The sequence below is a fragment of the Candidatus Dormiibacterota bacterium genome (assembly GCA_036495095.1).
GTDB lineage: Bacteria > Chloroflexota > Dormibacteria > Aeolococcales > Aeolococcaceae > CF-96.
The window spans coordinates 1-20,666 of sequence record DASXNK010000086.1 but is presented as its reverse complement, the minus strand read 5'-3'; the positions used below and the strand labels follow the sequence as shown (position 1 = coordinate 20,666).

The following is a 20,666-nucleotide window of genomic DNA, read 5'->3' as shown; positions in this document are numbered from 1 at the left end:
TGGGTCCTCCTCGGTGGCCGGTCGGCCCAGGTTCCCGGGCGAGCCGATGCTCCCAGCCGCGACCAGTGGCTTTCCGGTTCCCGCGAGCGCCTCGCCGTAGGCGAGCATGATCGGGAGTTCCGCCGCGGCCACGGCGGCCATGCCGCCGGAGGGAAGCAGGTCCTGCCGGTGCGCGACGTGGATGACGCCGTCGGAGTCCGCGGCCGCCTCCTTGAGCCCATCGAGATCCTCGAGGTCGCCGCGACGCACCTTCGCGCCGAGCGCGGCCACCGCCACCGCAGCAGTGTCCGACCGGGCCAGGCCGGTGACCTCGTGCCCGGCGCAGATGAGCTCGGGGATGATGTACGAACCGGAATGGCCGGTCCCGCCAGTGACGAGAACGCGCATGCTGCTGTCCCTGTGAGGGTGGGTGGGGGGCTGTTCTTCTCGTGCCGTAGTTCGACCGGCGTGATGTGGCGCGGAAGTGGTGGGGCGGTGCGGCTCAGCCGTGAAATTCGGTGACGCCGAGGGCGAAGTCAAAGTGCCCCACTCCGTGGCGGGCGAGGCCGACCGTGACCAAGCCCGCTCCTTCCAGCCAGTGCGCCATCTTCAGGTCGCCGACGTCCAGCGGGCGCAGCCCGAGGCTCTTGACGAACGCCTCCATGGCCGCCTTGGCCTGAGCACTGTCGCCGGCGATGAAGACGTCGGGCCGACCCTTCTCCAGGACATCACGGAAGATGGTGTTGAATGCCTTCACCACGCTGGCGCCCGCCGGGGCCACTTTGGCGACCTCCTGCGCGATCGAGGTCTCCTCGCCGTGGGCCAGCCCGTCGAACGCGGAATTGAAGGGATTGCTGATGTCGACGATGATCTTGCCCGCGAGGGCATCTCCGTACCGGGTGACGGCCGGAACGACGCCGTCGAACAACAGGGCCACGATGACGATGTCGCCGGCCGGGGCGGCGCCCCACTCTCCGATCGTGGCGCCTCCGCCGAGAGCCCTGGCCAGGTCAACGGCCTTGGACCGATCGCGGCCCATGACCTCGACGATGTTGCCGCCCGCTGTCGCCCGCGCGCCGATGGTGCGGGCCATGTTCCCGGTGCCGATGATGCTGATGCTGCTCACGATGTCGCTACTCCTGGCGCGGCGAGAGGTTGATGGGTCAACCTTAGCATCTACTTGGTTGATGGGTCAACCATGATGTGCGGTTGGCCTGGGCCGGTAAACCGGACACAGATCAGCCACCGCCGAGGATGCCTCCGCCGCCATTGATGCCGCCGCCGTTGAACAGTCACACGAAGAGTCGCTCAATGAAGTGCACCACAGCGCCGCCGTATCTCACCCCGCCGGTCGACGGCTGGAGGGTGATGGATGTTGAAACGTTCGGTGAGCGAGTCCACGACATCGTTCAGTGTCTCGGGTGGCATGGGGCTGAGCAGGACCCGCTCGATACCCAGGGGCAGCAGGCCTTCGATGTGTGTGCTCAGGGTGTCGGGGTCGGTGTCGAACAGGGCGACCGTCAGCTCGATCGCGCTGGGGTCGCGGCCGGCTTGGTCGCTGGCCATGCGCATCAGTTTGAGCAGTTGGGTGAGCCGGTGCGGGTCGGTGGTGCTGGGAAAGTAGCCGTCACCCAGGCGGCCGGCGCGGCGTGCCGCTGCGTCGGAGCCGCCGCTGATCACGATCGGCACTGTCCTGGTGGTGGGTTTGGGCTTGCTGATGGCGTTGCTGAAGCGCGCGTGGGTGGTCTGGACGGAGGCGATGTCCTGGCTCCACAGCGCGCGCAGCGCCGTGATGTAGTCGTCGTGGCGGCGGCCGCGCTGGGTGAACGGGACTTCCAGGAGCTCGAACTCTTCGGCGAGCCAGCCGACCCCGACTCCAAGCAGGACGCGGCCGCCGCTGAGTCGGTCGAGGCTGGCGACTTCTTTGGCCAGGATGAGCGGATTGCGCAGGGGCAAGATGATCACGCCGGTGCCGAGCTTGATGGTGCTGGTGGCGGCGGCGACGTAGGACAGCCATATCAGGGGGTCGGGTATGTCGATGTCGTCGCCCCCTGGGATTTGTCCGTCCGGGCTGTAGGGGTAGGGGCTCTTCTGGCCGGCAGGGATGACGATGTGTTCCCCGGCCCACAGTGAGTCCATCCCGAGTTGTTCAGCCAGCGTCGCCAATCCGACGGCTGCGGGGCCGTCAGTGGTCGGCCCGATGTTGGCCGTTATCAGCCCGAGCCGGATGGGCGTGGATGCAATGCTCATGGGTGGCCCCTTTCGCTTTTGTTCAGCACAGTCCTATCGCCAGTCCAATCCCGCTGCCGCCGCCGTGACGACTGCGTTCTCTCGGCATGCCCACACATGCCAGTGTCTCCCGCTCAGATCGCCGAGGTGCCGCCGTCGACAACCAGCTCCATACCGTTCACGTACGTCGAGTCGTCCGAGGCGAGGAACAATGCGACCGTCGCGATCTCCTCAGGGCGGCCCATCTCTCCCCGTGGGATCAGCGATTCGAACTGCCGCTTCGTCTCCTGGTCGAACAACTCCTCCTGCTTCGGCGTGGCGGTCTGCCCCGGGGTCAGCACGTTCACCCGGATCCGCCTGTCCTTCAACTCGTACAACCACACGCGGGCGTAGGCGTGCAGCACCGCCTTGCTCGCCGCATACACACTCCAGAACGGATAGCCCTTCAGCGAAGCGTTCGACCCAGTCATGAAGATCGAGCCACCGTCGTTGAACAGCGGCAATGCCTTCTGCACCGTGAAGAGCGTGCCGCGCGCGTTCAGCCCAAAGGTGGCATCGAAGTGCTGCTCGGTGATCTCGCCGAGCTTGCCCTCCTGGCCCATCCCGGCACTTGCCCACAACACGTCGATGGCGCCCTTTTCCTGCTTGACCGCGTCGAACAAACGGTCCAGATCCGCCAGATTGGCCGAATCGCCCTGTACACCGGTCACGTTTCGGCCGATCAGCTCGGCGGCTTCGTCCAGCGCTTCCTGCCGCCGACCCGAGATGAAGACGTGAGCTCCTTCTTCAACGAACAACCTGGCACCGGCCAGCGCCATACCGCTTGATCCACCCGTGATCACCGCTACCTTGCCATCAAGCTTTCCCACGATCACTCCATTGAATTGGTAGGTATTCGAAACAGCTATGCATACCGGTCTGTGCACTCAAACTGGCGGTCGCGCCTCGCCGCCTGGTTACCGACTCTGCTTGTGTCCCGCCTCGATCGCTACTCCTGGCGCGGCGAAAGGTTGATTGATCAACCTTATCACCGTCTTGGTTGACGGGTCAACCATGAAGTACCATGAGCGCATGCCGACGGAACCGAGGTGGCTCGACCCCCGCGAAGACCGCGCCTGGCGTGCCTTCATGCACGCACGCCACCGGCTCGCCATGCGTCTGCGCCGGCACCTGCTCGAGGACTCCGGACTGGACGAGGCCGACTACCAGATCCTCGCGGTGCTCTCGGAGCACAGCTCGGGCCGTATGACCGCCCAGGAACTGTGCGCCCTGCTGCAGTGGGAGAAGAGCCGGCTGTCCCATCAGGTCCGGGGCATGCAGAAGCAAGGGCTGATCCTCCGCGAGTCCAACCCCGCCGATGCCCGCAGCGCCATGATCTGCCTTCTGCCCGCCGGACGCCGCGCCATCGAGGACGCAGCGCCCCGGCATGTGCACAACGTCCGCCGACATTTCATCGACCTGCTCACGCCCGCCGAACTCGATACCCTCGCCGCCCTCAACGAACGAGTCCTGCGCCACCTCGCCGAGGAACCCTTCCCCGAGCAATCCACTCCCGACGAGCCCGCGCCCCCACCCGAGCGGCTGATCGGACCGCGCAACAGGAACCGGGCCTCGCAGCGGCCACGCAGCAAGCCAGAGTCGGCCGGATGATGGCTCAGCCGGGCTGGCAGCCACTCCCGTCTCGAAGCCCGCAACACGGCAGTGCGAAGTGGGCGGAGCAGGGATCGAACCCGCGACCTTCTCGGTGTAAACGAGACGCTCTAGCCGTCTGAGCTACCCGCCCGGGCTCTCGACTCTACCGCGGCGTGGTCGAGCGCCACCGCGCGATCCAGCCCTCCGAGGCGGCGGGCAGCTCCGGCCGCGGGTCGGCGGCGAGCGCCCCCGCGGGCCGCCAGCGCTCGCGCCAGCCAGGGCGGCGCGGGACGGTGTCGCGGTAGGTGTGGCCCCGGGCGGCGGTCATCAGCTCGCCGACCGCCACCTCGATCCGCTCGTTGAATGCGCGGGCGCTCTCCTCGGGCTGGGCGACCAGCGGCGGGCCGAAGTGGACGGCGACGGCGCTGGGCCGGGGCAGCGCGGCGCCCGGTGGGAGCAGGGCATGGGTGCCCTGGACGTAGACCGGCACCACCGGGGCGCCGGTCTGGCACGCGAGGTGGGCGACCCCCGCCTTGAAGCCACGCAGCCGGCCGTCGCGGGCCCGGCTGCCCTCGGGGAAGAGCACGATGCTGTGACCGTGGCGGAGCAGCCGCTCGAGGCGGCGCACCGAGTCGGCGATGTCGTGGCGGCGGTCGAAGGGCACCGCGTTCATGGCAAGGGTGACTGCAACACTGAGCCACTGCCGCTTGAAGAAGTAGTCGGCGGCGGCGGGCACCAGGGTGTCGTCGCGGAGCGCCGGGGGCAGCGCTCGCAGCACCAGCGGTGCGTCGGCGTGGGAGACGTGGTTGGGGGCGAGGATCAGCGGCGGCCGCGCCCCCTGGAGGTGGTGGAGGCCGAGCACGGTGGGCCGCCCGAGCATGTCGAGCAGGGGGAAGAGCCCGTGGCGCTGGATCGCGCGGCGCATCGTCGCGCTGGTGTCGGAGCGTCCCCAGGTGGGCTCCGCGGAGCGGGGCGGTCGGAGGGCGCGCGGGGTCCGCTCCACCGGCTCGGGGCGCTCGGGCGGCCGCCAGGCGCGGAGCATCCGCACCGTGTCGTCCGCCGCCCAGCGCAGCGCCGCGCCCGCCTGGGCGGCCCGCCGGCTCACGGAACCCCTGCCTCGAAGCCGCCGGCCTCGACGTCGCAGACGAACAGCGGCGGGCAGTGGAGGTGGGTGACGCTCGGATGCGGGCCCACCGTCTGGGTGGCCATCTCCAGGGCATCGTCGAGGGTCGACGCGGCCCGGAAGCCGAGCCGCTCGCAGACGCCGCGGTCGCCGCCCACCACCACGACGTCGCCGAGGTGGTCGAGGGCGTGCGCGCCCCAGTACCACATGTAGAACGGGTGCACGCCGTGATAGGCGTGGGAGCGGCGGTAGAGCTGGCGATACCAGGCGTCGTTGGCGAAGCGCTCCTCGTACTCGACCTCGATGCGCTCGGGGTCGCGGGTCTCGGAGAGCACCTGCTCGTAGAAGTCGATGTAGGAGGGATGGTGGACGGGGTGGAACTCCTCGCGGCAGGGGTGGGTCATGATCAGCACCCCGCCGCGGCGCACCAGCGGCATCCCCCGGTACAGGTTGAAGAAGTAGCCGAGCCCCATGCAGTGGACCAGCACCGGGTTCATGATCGAGTTGACGTTGTACGGACCCACGTAGGGGATGCCGACGCTGAGCACGTCCGACTGCCCGCGCACCGGCACCGCCTGCTGCTTGTAGAGCGACTCCAGCGCGCGGGCGTGCACCGGCTCGGTGGAGCCGGCGAAGACGCCGGTGAGCGCGTAGGGCGCGCGGGTGCGCTGGAACATCGCGCGCGCCTGGGCCGGGGGCATGCTCGCGGTCGCCTGGGCGACCACCCGGGCCATGGCCCGGTCCCTCACCGTCCACTCCGACTCGCGGCGGTTGAGGAATCCGAGCGCCGCGGGGAAGGTGTCGTTGTTCAGCGTGGTCTCGATCTTGAACACCTTCACGTGGGTCTCCAGCAGCCGTCCCATGCGGGTGCAGGAGCTGTGCAGCGCGCTGCGCGGCGGGTCCATCAGGCTGCGGGTGTGCCGCAGGGTGTGGACGTTGTGGTGGTGGCGCAGGCTGCGGTACGGGGCCAGGCCCACCGCCACCGACTTGTGGCCCCCGTCCATGGCGACGAGGTTGATGTTCACGTACACGAGCAGGTCGCTGGTGGCGGCGCGCTTCGAGATCTCCACCACCTCGCCCTCGTCGGTGGTGCCCAGCTCGATCAGCGCCTCCGGGTCCTCGGCGTCGAAGTTGTAGAGGCGGTCGGGCCAGAAGGCGTCGAAGACCCGCCGGCCCATCGCATGGAGCACCTCGGCCGCGGTCATCCGGCGGTGGAGCGAGGTGGCGATGATGATCTCCACGTCCTCGACGCCGGCGTCGGCGGCCATGTCGAGCACCGCCTCGAGCACCCGGGAGCGCACGTCGGGCCAGCGCATCGGCGGCAGCGGCAGCGAGATGTCGTCGACGGCGATGGTCAGCCGCATCCCGGCGTGGAGCAGCGCCGGCAGGGGCTCGGAGTCGAGGGGGTTGAGCAGCGCCCGGCGGATCGCGCCGTCGGGGTCGCGCAGGCCGGTGATCGGGTCGGGCGGGTAGACCACCCGGGTGCCCACCGGGAACCGCTGCAGCACCACCGAGTCGCCGTTGTGGACCAGGACCGGTGGGGTCGAGCGGCCCACCTCCACCACCGTGCCGGGCCGGTTCATCACCCCTCCCCCTGCGGCGCGAAGGCCACCTTCACCGCCCCGCGCGACCCCGCCGACGCCGCCCGGGTGAGCGCCCGCCGGTAGTCCTCGAGGGGCAGGGGATCGTCGACCAGCCGGCCCGGGCGCAGTGCCTGTGCTGCCTCGAGGGCGATGGCGAAGGTCCGCCGGGGCGGTTCGACCGCCGTCCCACCGGCGGTCTCGACGCCGTAGGCGTAGGCGCCCCGCAGGCTGAGCTCGCGGTGCCAGGCCGGGGCGAGGTCGATGCTCGCCCGTCCAGGCATCCCCACCATCACCACGGTGCCGCCGGCACGGGTGCAGCCGATCGCGCTCTGCAGCCCGCTCGCGGTACCGCTGCACTCGAAGGTGAGGTCGGCGCCGCCGAGCAGGAAGGGAGCCACCGCGCGGCCCTCCACCAGCCGCGCACGGGTCTCGAAGCGCACCGTGCGCAGCATCACGTCGGGGGCGCAGACGACGTCGGCGCCGAGCCGGGCGGCGAGCCGGCTCTGGCCGTCGTGCTTGGCCACCGCGATCACCCGGCGGGGCCGGGCGGCGTGGCGCAGCGCGGCGATGATCAGCAGGCCCAGGGTGCCGGCGCCGACGACGAGGACGCGGTCGTCGGGACCCGGCGGGTTGCGCAGCACCGCGTGAAGGGCGCAGGCGAGCGGCTCGACCATCACCGCATCGCGGTCGTCGAGCCCGGCCGGCACCTCGTGGAGCTGGCTCTGGTGGGCGACCATCTCCCCCGCCCAGCCCCCGCCGGTGGCCGCGCAGTAGCCGCTCTGCAGCCCCGCCGCGAAGCCGTCACCGGCCACCGACTCGCATCCCTGCGGCTCGCCGGCGGCGCAGCGCGGGCAGGGGGGCACGACCCCGCGCACCCCGCAGTGGAGCAGCGGCTCGACCACCACCCGGGAACCGTCGCGCCAGCGCCCTCCGCCACCGTCCACGGTGGCGACCACCTCGTGGCCGGGCACGAACGGCGACGAGGCGAGCGCCCCGAGATACGGGCTGGCGTGCCCGCGCAGGGCGGAGAGATCGCTGCCGCAGATCCCGGCGAGCCGCGGACGGAGGCGCACCCAGCCCTCTCCGAGCAGCTCCGGTGGCGGCCGGTGGGTGAGCCTGAGCATCGTGAAGGGGCCGCCGCGGGTGCCGCCGGCCACCCGCGCGAGCGCGTAGCCGGGCACGGTGGGGGTGCACTCCAGGGCACGCATCAGCGGCGCCCCGCGGCGACGCGGCGGCTTCGCTCCGGGGGCACCCGCGAGGGCAGCACCACCGGCATCCTGCCGCCGCCGTCACCGACCCGCCACGACTGCACCGCCCACCCCCGCCGCCGCGCCACCGAGAGCAGCCGCAGGTCGGGGTTGACCGGCACCGGGGTGCCCACCGCCTCCAGCATCGAGAGGTCGCTGATGCTGTCGGCGTATGCGTAGCAGGCGGCGGCGCGCGCGCCGGTCTCGGCGGCGAGGCGGGTCACCAGGGCGCCGCGCGCCTCGGCGCTGGGCGGGGTGTCGGCGAGGTCGCCGTCGAAGACCCCGTCGAGGGTGCGCAGGTGGGCGGCGCGCAGCTCGACCTCCAGCAGGTCGGCGAGCGGGCGCACCACCTCGTCGAGCGCCCCGGTCACCAGCACCACCCGGTGGCCGGCGTCGACGTGCTCGCGCACCCGGCGCATCGCCCGCGGGAAGCAGCGCGGCAGGGTGATCTCGTGGAGGGCGCGGCGGGCGGTCTCGGCGACGAACTCGCGCTCCAGCCCGGCGTAGCCGCGGTAGAAGCGGCGCTGGAAGTCCAGCCGGTTCACCCGGTCGAGCCGCAGCCAGCCGGGGACGCGCATCGCCGTGCGCGCGACCGTCAGCGGCCAGCGCCGCCGCTCCTCACGCTCGAGGAGGAAGAACAGGTAGTGCTGCACCACGGTGAGGTCGGCGATGGTGCCCTCGACGTCGAAGACGGCGAGCGCGGGCTCGGCGCCGGCGCGCACCCGGGGCAGCCGCGCCGGCGGCGGCGCCGGCGACGAGGTCGGCCGTGGCAGCACCGGTCGGGGGGCGCGGCGACGCATCCGGGCGAGGTCGACCACCGCGGGGATGTGGGAGCGCTGCAGGTAGTCCTCCCAATCGATCACTGCGACGTCGAAGGGGAGCTCGGCGCGCTCGGCGGGGCTGCGCCCGAGGTCGAGGGCGCGGGTGCCGGCGTCGTCGAAGACCGCGTCCATCTCGGTGTACACCGCGTACATCTCGGAGAGCGAGCGGGCCCGGCGGACCCGGTCGCGGGCCTCGTCGAGACGCTGGTGGAGCACCCGGGTGCGCGGCGACGCCATCCCTCGCTCGACGGTGCCGACGGCGATCTCCAGCCCCCGCTCCAGGGCGGCGAGACGGCGACCCGCCTGGCGGCCGGTGGGGAACTTCCAGTCCGGCACCGCGATCGGCGCCCCCGCGGAGTCGTGGAGCGGCTGGGCGCGGAAGTAGCCGCGGACGTTGTCGAAGAGGCCGCGGTAGCGCAGCGGGTTCCGCGCCCCGGTGCCGACGTGGTACACGGCCCGTCCCGTCGCCGGCGGTGTCGCCGCCGCCGTGATCACCGCGTTGCTGACGACGTCGACCGGAACGATGTCGATGATGCCGTCGGGCAGGCCGGGGAACTCGGGGAGCAGCCCGCGGCCGTAGGCGAGGATCACCGGCTCGGCCATCCGGAGGCCCGTGATCCAGGCGGGGATGGGCTCGCGGAGCGCCGACTCGATGATCGACGGCCGCACCACCGAGAGCGGCCGCTCGCCGCAGCGCTCGCTGACCGCCAGCTCGGCGAGAGCCTTGCTCATGGTGTAGACGTCCGACCAGCCCAGGGCGCGGGCGTGGGCGCGGCCGTGCTCGACCAGCCGGGCGTCGACCCAACGCGCCCGCATCCGCTCCACCTCGGCGCCGGCGGCGGGCACCCCTGAGGCGCCGGGCCCGCGCCGCGCGGTGGCGGCGAACTTTCGGAGCCGCTGCGGCGACCGCGAGTCTGCCTCCAGCCCGGCGCGCACCGCCTCGGCCGCCCGCAGCTCGGCGCGCCAGTCGAGGGCGGCGCCGCCAGCGGTGGCCAGGCCGCCGGGAGCGCCCTCGAGCACCAGCCCCCGGCGCACCCCGCTGACGTAGGCGGTGGAGACGTGGACGAACGCGGGCCGGGCGCCGGCGGCGAGCACGGTCTCGACCAGGCCGACGGCGCCGCCGACGTTGGTGCGGAGGGCGACGTCGAGGGGGCTGTCGAAGGCCACCTCGGCGGCGGAGTGGATGACCACGTCGACACCGGCGAGGGCACGGAGCCCGTCCTCGTCGAGGCCCAGCCCGGGGGCGCCGAGATCGCCCCCGACGGGCTGGACCCGCCCACTCAGAACCGCCTCCCGGCCCTCTCCCAGGCGCTCGCGCAGCGGGCCGAACGCCCGGGAGGCGAGCACCTCGTCGCGCACCCGCCGCTCGGCGCCGTGGCGTCCCGGACGCACCAGGGTCACCACCCGGCAGCCGGGGACGCTGCGGAGCAGCTTCTCCAGGATGGCGGTGCCGAGGAAGCCGGTGACCCCGGTGAGGAGGACGGTCGCGCCAGACAGTTCGCTCACAGCCACAGCGAGGCAGGATAGACCTACCGGCGACGCGTCAGTCCGCGGTGAGGCGATCGACGGTGCCGTCGCGCCGGGCCACCAGCACGAGATGGGTCAGCCCGCAGAAGAGGCCGTGGCCGACCACCCCGGGGATGCCGTCGATCCGTGTCCCCAGCCCCTCCGGGTCGTCGATGACGGGGAGCTCGCCGTCGGCGATGAGGTTGCCGTTGTCGGTCTCCAGCGGCCGGCCGGCGGCGTCGAGCCGGAGCTGGAAGCCGCCCCCGAGGCGGTCGAGATGGGCCAGGGTGGAGAGGTGCCCGAAGTGGACCAGCTCGACCGGCAGGAGGCCGCCGAGAGGGTCGCGGAGCTTGCCCTCGTCGACCACCACCACGAACCGGCGCGCCGCCGCGGCGACGATCTTCTCGCGGAGCAGCGCCGCCCCCGCGCCCTTGATGACCCGCAGCCGCCCGTCGACGGCGTCGGCGCCGTCGACGGCGAGGTCGACACCGGTGGCGTCGAGCTCGACCAGGGGGATGCCCGCCTCGGCGGCGAGGGCCTCGCTCGCCCGCGAGGTGGGCACGCCCCGCAGCCGCATCCCCTCCCGCAGCTTCCGCCCCACCGCGGCGATGAACCACCGCGCCGTCGAGCCGGTGCCCAGGCCCAGGGTCATGCCCTCCTCGACCAGCTCGGCGGCGGCCTCACCGGCGGCGCGCTTGGCCTCCTCGACGTCCATTCGTCTACTCCTGCGCGGGGCTGAGCGCGAGCAGGGTCGCCAGCTCGTCGCGGAGGTTGTCGACCAGCGGCCAGGCGTCGGGCATCTGCTCGCGGTCGGCGACGATCCCGAAGTCCATCTGCCCCTGGTAGCTGAGCACGGTGATGTTCAGGCCCATGCCGTCGGCGATCGCCGAGATCGGGTACTCGTTGAGCACCCGGGCGCCGGCGCAGTAGAGCGGCATCGGCACCCCGGGCACGTTGGAGATGCAGAGATTCCACACCGGTGCGACCGGTCCCCGGGAGACCAGCCCGAGCACGGTGCGCGAGGCGCGCGCGAAGACCGCCGGGGGGATCGACTGGGTGACGTCCTGGAGGATGCTCGCCGGCACCCCCTTGTGACGCTCCTTGGCGGAGCGCAGCACCTCGTGGGTGCGCCGCAGCCGCAGCAGCGGATCGGGCTCATCGGTGGGGATGGGCACGCCCATCATCGAGATCCGGTTGCCGTAGGTGCCGAACTGCTCGGGGGTGCGCACCGACAGCGGGATCATCGCGGTGAGCGGGCGGTCGGGCAGCTCGGCGTGGTCGAGCAGCCAGCGCCGCACCGCGCCGGCGCCGATCGCCACCACGACGTCGTTGACGGTCACCCCGAAGCGGTTCTTGACCGCCTTCACCTCGTCGAGCGGGAGGGTGGCGAAGCTCACCCTCCGGTGGCCGGAGACGGGGCCGTTGAACACCGTCCGCGGCGCCAGGCTGCGCGGCATCTCCAGCACCTCGCCGGGCTCGACACCGGGGATCAGCCGGGCGATGCGGCGGCTGACCCTCGCCACCGTCGCGGTGCCGGGGATGGCGCCGACGCCGGGCAGGGTGTCGAGGTTCGCGACCATCGGCGGCAGCCCGCGGAGGGTGCGCAGGGGCTGGCGCGGGAGGTTGGCGAGGCCGCGACCGAAGAGCTCGAGCCCGCCCGGGACCCGGCCGGGCCGGCCGTCGGGATCCGGCGGCGGGATCACCCGGCCCTCGGGCTCGAGGTCGAGCACCACCGAGAGGATCTCAGCGCCGGACAGGCCGTCGATCGCGGAGTGGTGGATCTTGGTGAACATCCCCACCCGGCCGCCGGCGAGGTTGTGGATGACGTAGAGCTCCCACAGCGGCCGGGTGCGGTCGAGCGGCCGGGAGTGGATGCGTGCCACCTGCTCGGCGAGCTGGCGGTCGTCGCCGGGGTCGGGGAGGGCGAGCTCGCGGACGTGGTACTCGAGGTCGAACTCGGGGTCGTCGATCCAGTACGGGTGGTCGATGCCCAGCGGCACCTCGGCGAGGCGCCAGCGGAACGGCGGCAGCAGGTGGAGCCGCGACGCGAGCAGGTCGGAGACGCGCTGCGCGGTGAAGGGCTCGCCCGAGACGGTGGTGGCCTCGAGGATGGTCAGGCCGCCGACGTGACCGTAGTTGTGCCGGTCCTCGAGCGCGAGGAACTGCGCGTCGAGGCTCGTGAGCTGTCGCATCGCCCCCACATCCCACCCTGGCGGAATCGTCCCCCGGACCTTACTCCGGTGGAAGCGCGGAGGCGAGCGCGGCCGCGCTCAGCTCGCCATGCGGCGGCGCAGGTCCTCGACCGCGGGGGGCGGCGGCAGCTGCGGATGCAGCATGTACCGCTCCTGCACCGCGAAGATCATCTCGATGAGCTGGGCGGCCGCGTCGGTGTCGGTCACCACCGCACCGTGACGGCGCAGCGCCACGCGCACCCGGCCGGGCACCTCGGTGCCCCGCAGGTTGATCTCCTCGAGCTGGGAGAGCAGGCCGTCGAGCTCGCAGAGCGCCTGGCGGCGCTGCCTGCGGATCGACCCCTGCTCGGCCGGCCATGACAGGTTGTTCAGCATGCGGTTTCTGACGAACACGGCCTCAAGCTCCTTCGGAACGGGGGCTGACCGTCCATCCGGATGGACCCGCTGCAAACGAACACATGCACCGGTTTCTTCGGATGGTAATTGCTTCGCGTGACCCTGACCAGAGGCTGGTTGTGCGAGAACGCGCCGATCGAACGCAACGGAGCGCATCACCAGTGCACATTCAACGCACGGCACCCCCGGATCCCTGCGCGCCGGCGTGTTCGGCGCGTTTGATCAGGCGGCTGCGGCAACGGCCTCGAGCAGCCCGGCGCCGGCCGGAACCGCCACCCGGCCGAGCGCGGCGGCGAGGTGGCCGGCGAGCGCGGGGGCGAGCCGCTCCGGGGTCCAGCCCGACGCGCCCAGCCGCTCCAGCGAGGTGACCCCGCCGTCGCTGATCCCGCAGGGCACCACCTCGGTGAACCAGCGCAGGTCGGTGGTGACGTTGATCGCCAGCCCGTGGAGGGTGACCCCGCGGCTGAGCTTCACCCCGATGGCGCCGAGCTTCTCCCCGCCCACCCACACGCCGGTGTAGGGCGGCCGCAGCCCCGCGGTGACCCCGGCGGTCGCGGCGGCTCCGAGCATCGCCTCCTCGAGGGCGCGCACGTAGCGGAGCACGTCGCCGAGCCCGGGCTGTCCGGGGATGGGGAGGACATCGGCGAGGCGGAGGATCGGGTAGGCGACCAGCTGTCCCGGTCCGTGGAAGGTCACCGAGCCGCCGCGGTCGACCTCGACGTAGTCGGCGCCCAGCGCGCGGATCCGCTCGGGGCCGCCGGGGACGTGCTCCGGGCTGCCGTTCCGGCCCATCGTGAACACCGGAGGGTGCTCGAGGAGGAGGACGCAGTCGCGGTCGAGGTCGCCGGCGGCGCGGGCCCGGGCCAGCCGCTGCTGCAGCTCCCAGGCGGCGCTGTAGCCCACCGTGCCCAGCCAGAGGTGGCCGACCTCGGGGGGCGTCCGAGGGGTCACCCCCCGGCCGCCGCGACCGGCGCCGAGCCCGCCTGGTCGGCGGCGTGGTAGCTGCTCCGCACCAGCGGCCCGGACTCCACGTGCTCGAAGCCCAGGCGGAGGCCGAACTCGCGGAGCTCCTCGAACTCCTCCGGGGGCACGAAGCGGATCAGCGGGTGATGCTTCAGCGAGGGCCGCAAGTACTGACCGATGGTCACGATCTCGATCTCGTGCGCCCGCATCGTGGTGAGCAGCTCGCGGACCTCGTCGAGGCTCTCGCCGAGGCCGAGCATCAGCCCGGACTTGGTGCGGCTGCGCGGCTCCATCCGCTTCCCCGCCTGGAGCAGGCGAAGGCTCTGGAGCAGGTCGGCCCGGGGGCGCACCCGGCGGTAGAGGCGGCCGACGGTCTCGACGTTGTGGTTGAAGATCTCCGGCGCCTCGTCCATGACCGTCCGCAGCGAGGCCTCGCTGCCGTTGAAGTCGGGGGTGAGCACCTCGACGGTGGTCCCCGGGGAGGCGGCGCGGATCGCCCGGATGGTCTCGGCGAACAGCCCGGCGCCGAAGTCGGGGAGATCGTCGCGGTCGACCGAGGTGACCACCGCGTGGCGCAGGCGCATCCGCGCCACCGCCTCTCCCACCCGGCGGGGCTCGTCGGCGTCGACGTCGCCGCCGCGGCGGCCGCTCCTCACCGCGCAGAAGGCGCAGGCCCGGGTGCAGACGTCGCCGAGGATCATGAAGGTGGCGGTGCCCTGACCCCAGCACTCGCCGATGTTCGGGCAGCGCGCCTCCTCGCAGACGGTGTTCAGCTCGAGGCCGCGCATGATGCCCTTGAGCCTGGTGTAGCCCTCGCCGGCGGGGAGGCGGACGGTGAGCCACGGCGGCCGGCGGTCGACCCCCTCGGGGAGGAGGCGGAGGTGGGACGGGCGCGGGGAGGGGACGACGGGGAGCGGTTCCATACCTGGGGTTCACTCTACACCGGAGGTGGAAGAATGCCTCCGTGAGCGTCCCCGTCCCCCCTCCCCGCAACGAGCCCGTCCGGACCTATGCCCCCGGGTCGGCCGAGCGCCGCTCCCTCCGCGCCACCCTCGGCGAGCTCGCCGCCACCCCCCGGCCGCTGCCGATGGTGGTGGGCGGCCGTGAGGTCGAGGCCGGCGGCGAGCCGTTCAGCGTCCGCGCCCCCCACGACCACGAGCTGGTCCTGGGAACCGGCCGCCGCGCCACCGACGCGGACGTCGCCGCCGCCGTCGACGCCGCCCTCGCCGCCCGGGCGGGATGGGCCGCCGCCCCCTGGGAGAGCCGCGCCGCGGTCTTCCTCCGCGCCGCGGAGCTGCTCGCCGGCCCCTGGCGCGACCGGCTCAACGCCGCCACCATGCTCGGCCAGAGCAAGAGCGTCCACCAGGCCGAGATCGACTCCGCCTGCGAGCTCATCGACTTCTGGCGCTACAACCCCCACTTCGGCGAGCGCCTGATGGCCGACCAGCCGGTCTCCCCCACCGGCACCTGGAACCGTGTCGAGCTGCGCCCGCTGGAGGGCTTCGTGCTCGCCGTCACCCCCTTCAACTTCACCTCGATCGCCGGGAACCTGCCCACCGCGCCGGCGCTGATGGGCAATGTGGTGGTCTGGAAGCCGGCGCGCACCGCCCAGCTCGCCGCCTCGATGATCATGGCGCTGCTGATGGAGGCGGGGCTGCCGCCCGGGGTGATCAACATGGTCACCGGCGACGGCGGCCCGGTCTCGGCGGTGGCGCTGCGCCATCCCGCACTCGCCGGCATCCACTTCACCGGCTCGACCGGGGTCTTCCGCTCGATGTGGCGGGAGGTCGCCGCCGGCATCGACGGCTACCGCTGCTACCCCCGGCTGGTCGGCGAGACCGGCGGCAAGGACTTCGTCGTCGCCCACGCCTCCGCCGACCTGGGGGCGCTGAGCACCGCCCTGGTGCGCGGGGGCTTCGAGTACCAGGGCCAGAAGTGCTCGGCGCCGTCGCGCGCCTACGTCCCCCGCAGCCTCTGGGAGCGGCTCCGCGAGCCCCTCGCCGAGGCCACCGAGTCGCTGCCGATGGGCGACGTCGCCGACTTCGCCACCTTCCTCGGGGCGGTGATCGACGACCGCGCGTTCGCCACCCACGAGGCCGCGCTCGGCGCCGCCCGGGAGGACCCGCACCTTCGCCTCGTCGCCGGCGGCGAGGCCGACTCCTCCCGCGGCTGGTTCGTGCGCCCCACCATCCTGGAGACCGACGATCCCCGCCACGAGCTGATGGCGCGCGAGCTCTTCGGCCCGATCCTCACCGTGTACCCGTACCCCGACGGGGCCTGGGAGGAGACCCTGCGGCTGGTCGACACCACCTCGCCGTACGCGCTCACCGGGGCGGTCTTCGCCACCGACAGGGGTGCGATCGAGCAGGCCGCCGCGGCGCTGCGGAACGCCGCCGGCAACTTCTACGTCAACGACAAGCCCACCGGCGCCGTGGTCGGCCAGCAGCCCTTCGGCGGCGCCCGCGCCAGCGGCACCAACGACAAGGCGGGCTCGGCCGCCAACCTGCTCCGCTGGGTCTCGCTGCGGGCGATCAAGGAGACCTTCGACCCGCCCCGCGACTGGCGCTACCCCCACCTGCTGCCGGACTGAGCGGTGCGGGGAGCGGCGATGACAGCCCTCCCCGTCAGCCCCGCCGCGGCTCCCACCGGAAGCGGCGCACCGCGACCGCGACTCCCACCACCCCCCAGGTCAGCATCGCCGACAGGTGCAGAGCCGGCAGCCCGGACCGGTTGCCCTGCGGGTCGAAGGCGGCGAAGACCGCGAGCGCGAAGTGGCGCATCGGGAACCAGTCGGCGATGTGGCTCAGGATCGAGCTCGGGTCGAGGGGATAGAAGATGCCGGAGAGGAAGAGCAGCGGCAGCACCACCGCGTTGGTGATCGCCGGGGCGGCGTCGGCGTTGGGGATGAGCGCGGAGAGGGCCAGCCCCAGGGCGCAGAACGAGATCGCGCCGACCACGAGCACGAGCAGCAGCGTCGCCGGGTGCAGCGGAGCGCTCACCCCGTAGAACAGCATCCCGGCGGCGGTGAGCAGGACGGCCAGGATGGCGCTGACCACCGCCGACGACCCGATCACCCCGGCCATGAACACCCACGCGGGCAGCGGGGTGCCGCGCAGCCGTTTGAGCACCCCGGAGTCGCGCCGGATGGTCAGCGTCATGCTGATGTTGGTCATGCAGGCGCCGACCACGCCGAAGGTGATCAGCGCGGGGACGTAGTAGGCGTTGTAGGGGATGTCGCCCAGGGCCTGGATCCGCGCCCCCCGGTTGAGGGTGCCGAAGATGACCAGGAACATCAGCGGGAAGGCGAACGCGAAGAAGGCGCTGGCGGGGTTGCGCCAGAAGGTCTTCTGCTCGAAGCGCACCTGCCGCGCCACCAGCGCGACATCGCTCATTCGGACGGCACCCTGGTGAGCTCCAAATACACGTCCTCGAGCGACGGGCGCACCACCTCGAGCCCGGGCAGCTCCAGCCCCCTCGCCACCGCCCAGCTGGTGAGCTCGTGCAGGGTCCGCGTCGGCGTCGCCGTCTCCACCATCACGCGGCCGTCGCCGACCCGCACCGGCAGCGGCAGGGCGGCGAGCTCGAGCCCCTCGGGCAGGGTGAAGCGGATGCAGGCGGCCGCCGTCTCGCGGCCGCCGATGGTCTCCGGGCTGCCCTCGGCGACGATCTCCCCGGCGGCGATGACGCAGATCCGGTCGGCGAGGCTCTGGGCCTCGTCCATGTAGTGGGTGGTGAGCAGCACGGTGCGGCCGAGGGTGCGGATGCTGCGCACGATCTCCCAGGCGTCGCGGCGCGCCGAGGGGTCGAAGCCGGTGGTGGGCTCGTCGAGGAAGATCAGCTCGGGGTCGCCGATCAGCGCGAGGGCGAGGTCGAGGCGGCGCTGCTGGCCGCCGGAGAGGGTCCTGACCCGGGCCCGCACCCTCGCGCTCAGGCCGACCAGCTCGAGCACCTCGCCGACCGGCCGCGGCCTCGGGTAGTAGCCGGCGTGGAGATCGAGCAGCTCGCCGACGGAGAGGAGCCGGGGCATGGCGCACTCCTGGAGCATGATCCCCACCCGGGCGCGCAGCGCCCGGCCGCCGGAGGCGGGGTCGACGCCGAGCACGGAGGCGCTGCCGGCGTCGCGGCGGCGGTAGCCCTCGAGGATCTCCACCACGGTGGTCTTGCCCGCGCCGTTGGGGCCGAGCAGGCCGAAGACCTCGCCCTCGGCGACCTCGAAGCTCAGCCCGCGGACCGCCTCGACGCCGCCGTACGACTTCCGCAGGCCCTCGACGGCGATCGCCGGCACCCGTGCTCCTCCGTCCACATCCCGCGCTGACGGCGGACACTCTACGCGGTGGTCTGCGCGCCGCAGATCCCGCATACAATTTTCGGGAAATGCGAAGCTGCCGGCAGATCGCTCTCGAGGACATCGGCGGCTCCGACCGCCGCTTCCTCGTCGACGGCAGCGCCGGGCCGGCGGTGCTCCGGCAGCTCACCGATCCCGACGTCGCCCGCGAGCCGCTGCCGCGGGGCTCCTTCCTCTGGGTCGACGTCGCCACCAGCCCCGGCGCCGCGGTCCTGCTCGGCGCCGACGGCGACAGCCCGCGGGGCGCGGTGGCCACCCGGGTCGACCTCGACGCCCTCGGTGGCGGGCCGCGGAGCGGGGTGGTCCGGCTGCGGCCGGGCGCGGAGCACTGGCTGCGCTGCTGCGGCGCCGGCGTCGACGCCTGCCTCGCGTACACCCGCCGTCGCTGCAGCCTCGCCTTCGAGCACCTCATCGACGCCGACGAGCTGCTCGCGGTCCCGCCGATCGCGGCGACGTACGAGCCGGGGCTGCCGGCGGGACGTCCCTTCACCCTCGACGGCGAGCGCTGCGAGCTGCTCCACTGCTCCGGCCTGGTGCTCGCCGCCGGGCAGGTGTGGTCGCTCTGGGCCGATCCGCGGGGAGCGCCGCGCAGCTGGGAGCGGCACCCGGACGGGGACGGCATCGGCGCCAGCGTCCGCACCCCCCGCTACGCCCGCCGGGGACGCGGCGGCCACCTCACCTGGGACGGGGTCGAGGTCGACCTCCGCCTCCCGTTCGCCGCCGAGCTCGAGCGGCTCTGCGCCGGGCTCGCCTACGGGATGCGCGTCCTCGAGGTCTGAGCCGGGACCGGGTGAGCCTAGCCGGTCGCCACCACCGGGGCGGGGAGGTCGGCGAGGAGCAGCCGGGCGTTCCAGACCCGGCGGATCCGCATCCCGAACTCCATCCGGGCCTCCTCGCGGAGCGGGGCCAGGCGGCTGGCCGAGAGCAGCATGTGCTCGCCCGTGTCCCAGGCGGTCGCGAGCATGGTGCGCGCGGTGCTGGGGTCGGCGAACAGCACCCCGCTGAGGAAGCCGGGGGTCTGCCCGAGGGCTCCGACCACCCGCTGGCGGAAGTGCGCGATCGCGGTCGCCATCCGGTCGTTGTCGACAGTGGCGTCCAGAACCCGCACCCAGCTGCCCTCGACGGCCGAGTGGGCGCCCACCGACACCGCGACGAGGTGATGGTCGACATCCGGCTCGCCGGCGCCGAGGATCTCGGCGCAGATGCCGGAGACCGCCGCCTCGGCGGCGGACATCTCCGCCGCGGTCGTCCAGTAGCTGGTGAGGATGATCTCCGCGGCGGCGGAGTCCTCCACCACCATCAGTCCCCGGTATCCGTCGCGGGCGCGCAGCGCCGGGAGCAGGCGCTCGCGGGCGTCGTGCAGGGCGGCGTCGCGGTCCGGGCCCCAGCCACCACGAGCGATCCGTGCGATCATCCTCGCTCCCTCCACCCCCCGACCGGCACCACGTCCGGACGGCATCAATTACCCCCTGCCGTCAGCCCGTGTCAAGTCACCGATGACCAAGGGTCACCGCCGTCAGTCGAGCACCCGGTCGTCCATGGCCTGGAGGGTGTCGCGCACCGTCGAGATGAACCGGGTCGCCTGCAGCCCGTCGTTGATGCGGTGGTCGAACGAGATGCAGAGGTTCATCATCGGCCGGACCGCGATGGCGTCACCGGCCACCACCACCGGTCGCTTGACGATGGCGTCCATGGCGAGGATCGCCGCCTGCGGCTGGTTGATGATCGGCTGGGACATCAGCGTGCCCAGGGCGCCGGCGTTGTTGAGGGTGAAGGTGCCGCCCTGGATGTCCTCGAGCTTCAGCCGGCCGGCGCGGGCGCGCTCGCCGAGGTCCTGGGCCGCAGCGGCGAGGCCGGCGATGCTGAGCCGGTCGGCGTGCGGGATGACGGGAACGATCAGGCTGTCCTCGAGCGCCACCGCGATGCCGAGGTTGATGTCGCGCTTGAGCACGATGCCGTCGGCGGTCCAGGTGGAGTTGAGGGTGGGATGGGCGCGCAGCGCGCCGATCACCGCCCGGGCGACGAAGGGCAGGAAGGTGAGCTTCGCGCCGGTGCGCTGCTCAAAGGCGGCGCGGTTGCGCTGGCGCACCCCCGCCACCGCGCTCATGTCCGCCTCGACCATCACCCAGGCGTGGGGCGAGGTCTGGACGCTGCGGGTCATGTGCTCGGCGATGGCCCGGCGCATCGGCGTCAGCGGCACCAGGGTGTCGCCCTCGGCCGGCGGCACGGCGGCGGCCGCGGAGGCCGCGGCGGCCGCGGGCGCGGGGGGCGCGGGGGGCGCGGGGGCCGGTGCCGGTGCCGGTGCCGCCAGCGCCGCCTCGGGGACGGCGGTGGGCACCGGAGCCGGGGCGGCAGCGGCGGCCGGCCGGCTGTCGCGCTGCTGCACCCACTCGAGGATGTCCTTCTTGGTGATCCGCCCGCCCAGTCCCGACCCCGGCAGCCGGCCGAGGTCGACGGCGTGCTCGCGCGCGAGCATGCGCACCGCGGGGCTGACGTGGAGCCCGGCGCCGCCGGCCTCGGTCTCGGCCGGGGTCGGGGCCGCGGACGCGGCCACCGGGGCGGGCTCCGTGATCGGAACCGGCGCCGATGGGGCCGGTGGGGCCGGCGGCGGCGGCGCGGCGGCCGCCGGAGCGGGGGCAGGTGGGACCGG

General features: G+C 73.0%; 19 protein-coding genes, 1 tRNA gene and 1 pseudogene. 3 read left to right on the top strand and 18 right to left on the bottom strand.

Features of this window, described 5'->3' with window-relative positions; genetic code table 11:
- The 4 genes from VGL20_09190 to VGL20_09175 all read right to left on the bottom strand — a co-directional run.
- Positions 1-387: NAD(P)H-binding protein (locus VGL20_09190; protein ID HEY2703850.1), on the bottom strand; the 387-nt coding region annotated here is incomplete at its 3' end.
- A gap of 94 nt (positions 388-481) precedes the next feature.
- A complete protein-coding gene (locus tag VGL20_09185) occupies positions 482-1,105 on the bottom strand; it encodes an NAD(P)-binding domain-containing protein (GenBank protein HEY2703849.1) in 624 nt (207 codons plus the stop codon).
- A 182-nt stretch (positions 1,106-1,287) separates the two neighbouring features.
- Positions 1,288-2,229, bottom strand: a complete 942-nt coding sequence (locus VGL20_09180; protein ID HEY2703848.1) for an LLM class F420-dependent oxidoreductase — start codon at positions 2,227-2,229, stop codon at positions 1,288-1,290.
- A 113-nt stretch (positions 2,230-2,342) separates the two neighbouring features.
- On the bottom strand, positions 2,343-3,077 hold the full coding sequence (locus tag VGL20_09175; GenBank protein ID HEY2703847.1) for an SDR family oxidoreductase: 735 nt from the start codon (positions 3,075-3,077) through the stop codon (positions 2,343-2,345).
- Between the two features lie 202 nt (positions 3,078-3,279).
- On the opposite strand from VGL20_09175, the pseudogene VGL20_09170 reads away from it, so the two are divergent.
- Positions 3,280-3,774 (top strand): annotated as a pseudogene (locus VGL20_09170) (MarR family winged helix-turn-helix transcriptional regulator).
- Positions 3,775-3,917: 143 nt separating this feature from the next.
- Here VGL20_09170 and VGL20_09165 read toward each other — a convergent pair.
- The 10 genes from VGL20_09165 to lipA all read right to left on the bottom strand — a co-directional run bounded on the left by VGL20_09165 (position 3,918) and on the right by lipA (position 14,594).
- Positions 3,918-3,991 (bottom strand) — tRNA-Val (locus VGL20_09165).
- A gap of 12 nt (positions 3,992-4,003) precedes the next feature.
- Positions 4,004-4,945 carry a lysophospholipid acyltransferase family protein gene (locus VGL20_09160; GenBank protein HEY2703846.1) on the bottom strand — a complete coding sequence of 314 codons (942 nt, stop codon included), beginning with the start codon at positions 4,943-4,945 and terminating at the stop codon, positions 4,004-4,006.
- A complete protein-coding gene (locus VGL20_09155) occupies positions 4,942-6,546 on the bottom strand; it encodes a lactate racemase domain-containing protein (GenBank protein HEY2703845.1) in 1,605 nt (534 codons plus the stop codon). The genes VGL20_09160 and VGL20_09155 overlap by 4 nt, the downstream gene beginning before the upstream one ends.
- Positions 6,546-7,754, bottom strand: a complete 1,209-nt coding sequence (locus tag VGL20_09150) for an alcohol dehydrogenase catalytic domain-containing protein (GenBank protein ID HEY2703844.1) — start codon at positions 7,752-7,754, stop codon at positions 6,546-6,548. The genes VGL20_09155 and VGL20_09150 overlap by 1 nt, the downstream gene beginning before the upstream one ends.
- Positions 7,754-10,120, bottom strand: coding sequence for an HAD-IB family hydrolase (locus VGL20_09145; protein HEY2703843.1), 2,367 nt, complete (start codon positions 10,118-10,120; stop codon positions 7,754-7,756). Before VGL20_09145 ends, VGL20_09150 begins: the two co-directional genes overlap by 1 nt.
- A 37-nt stretch (positions 10,121-10,157) precedes the next feature.
- A complete protein-coding gene (rpiA, locus tag VGL20_09140; protein HEY2703842.1) occupies positions 10,158-10,835 on the bottom strand; it encodes a ribose-5-phosphate isomerase RpiA in 678 nt (225 codons plus the stop codon).
- A gap of 4 nt (positions 10,836-10,839) precedes the next feature.
- On the bottom strand, positions 10,840-12,312 hold the full coding sequence (locus VGL20_09135; GenBank protein HEY2703841.1) for a wax ester/triacylglycerol synthase family O-acyltransferase: 1,473 nt from the start codon (positions 12,310-12,312) through the stop codon (positions 10,840-10,842).
- Between the two features lie 78 nt (positions 12,313-12,390).
- Positions 12,391-12,705, bottom strand: coding sequence for a hypothetical protein (locus VGL20_09130; GenBank protein ID HEY2703840.1), 315 nt, complete (start codon positions 12,703-12,705; stop codon positions 12,391-12,393).
- A gap of 225 nt (positions 12,706-12,930) precedes the next feature.
- A complete protein-coding gene (gene lipB / locus VGL20_09125) occupies positions 12,931-13,659 on the bottom strand; it encodes a lipoyl(octanoyl) transferase LipB (GenBank protein HEY2703839.1) in 729 nt (242 codons plus the stop codon).
- Positions 13,656-14,594, bottom strand: a complete 939-nt coding sequence (gene lipA, locus VGL20_09120; protein HEY2703838.1) for a lipoyl synthase — start codon at positions 14,592-14,594, stop codon at positions 13,656-13,658. Before lipA ends, lipB begins: the two co-directional genes overlap by 4 nt.
- Before the next feature lie 41 nt (positions 14,595-14,635).
- Between lipA and pruA the strand changes: the two genes are divergently transcribed.
- On the top strand, positions 14,636-16,261 hold the full coding sequence (gene pruA, locus VGL20_09115; protein HEY2703837.1) for an L-glutamate gamma-semialdehyde dehydrogenase: 1,626 nt from the start codon (positions 14,636-14,638) through the stop codon (positions 16,259-16,261).
- 34 nt (positions 16,262-16,295) lie between these two features.
- Here the strand turns inward: pruA and VGL20_09110 are convergent, their stop codons facing one another.
- Both VGL20_09110 and VGL20_09105 read right to left on the bottom strand, forming a co-directional pair.
- Positions 16,296-17,063 (bottom strand): ABC transporter permease, encoded by a 768-nt coding sequence (locus tag VGL20_09110; protein HEY2703836.1) that lies wholly within the window; start codon positions 17,061-17,063, stop codon positions 16,296-16,298.
- Positions 17,060-17,956: an ABC transporter ATP-binding protein gene (locus VGL20_09105; protein ID HEY2703835.1), complete on the bottom strand. Its 897-nt coding sequence runs from the start codon at positions 17,954-17,956 to the stop codon at positions 17,060-17,062. Before VGL20_09105 ends, VGL20_09110 begins: the two co-directional genes overlap by 4 nt.
- An 89-nt stretch (positions 17,957-18,045) precedes the next feature.
- Here VGL20_09105 and VGL20_09100 point away from each other — a divergent pair, with 89 nt between their 5' ends.
- A complete protein-coding gene (locus VGL20_09100; GenBank protein HEY2703834.1) occupies positions 18,046-18,795 on the top strand; it encodes a hypothetical protein in 750 nt (249 codons plus the stop codon).
- A 17-nt stretch (positions 18,796-18,812) separates the two neighbouring features.
- On the opposite strand, the gene VGL20_09095 is transcribed toward VGL20_09100, so the two are convergent.
- Both VGL20_09095 and VGL20_09090 read right to left on the bottom strand, forming a co-directional pair.
- Positions 18,813-19,430, bottom strand: a complete 618-nt coding sequence (locus tag VGL20_09095) for a hypothetical protein (protein ID HEY2703833.1) — start codon at positions 19,428-19,430, stop codon at positions 18,813-18,815.
- Positions 19,431-19,532: 102 nt separating this feature from the next.
- Positions 19,533-20,570, bottom strand: a complete 1,038-nt coding sequence (locus VGL20_09090; protein ID HEY2703832.1) for a dihydrolipoamide acetyltransferase family protein — start codon at positions 20,568-20,570, stop codon at positions 19,533-19,535.
- Positions 20,571-20,666 lie beyond the last annotated feature (96 nt).

What these genes read in the sequence shown, in the direction of transcription:
- VGL20_09180 (HEY2703848.1), bottom strand. Translation starts at nt 2,229, where the DNA reads ATGAGCATTGCATCCACGCCCATCCGGCTCGGGCTGATAACGGCCAAC.
- VGL20_09155 (HEY2703845.1), bottom strand. Translation starts at nt 6,546, where the DNA reads ATGAACCGGCCCGGCACGGTGGTGGAGGTGGGCCGCTCGACCCCACCG.
- VGL20_09150 (HEY2703844.1), bottom strand. Translation starts at nt 7,754, where the DNA reads ATGCGTGCCCTGGAGTGCACCCCCACCGTGCCCGGCTACGCGCTCGCG.
- rpiA (HEY2703842.1), bottom strand. Translation starts at nt 10,835, where the DNA reads ATGGACGTCGAGGAGGCCAAGCGCGCCGCCGGTGAGGCCGCCGCCGAG.
- VGL20_09135 (HEY2703841.1), bottom strand. Translation starts at nt 12,312, where the DNA reads ATGCGACAGCTCACGAGCCTCGACGCGCAGTTCCTCGCGCTCGAGGAC.
- lipA (HEY2703838.1), bottom strand. Translation starts at nt 14,594, where the DNA reads ATGGAACCGCTCCCCGTCGTCCCCTCCCCGCGCCCGTCCCACCTCCGC.
- VGL20_09110 (HEY2703836.1), bottom strand. Translation starts at nt 17,063, where the DNA reads ATGAGCGATGTCGCGCTGGTGGCGCGGCAGGTGCGCTTCGAGCAGAAG.
- VGL20_09100 (HEY2703834.1), top strand. Translation starts at nt 18,046, where the DNA reads ATGCGAAGCTGCCGGCAGATCGCTCTCGAGGACATCGGCGGCTCCGAC.
- VGL20_09095 (HEY2703833.1), bottom strand. Translation starts at nt 19,430, where the DNA reads ATGATCGCACGGATCGCTCGTGGTGGCTGGGGCCCGGACCGCGACGCC.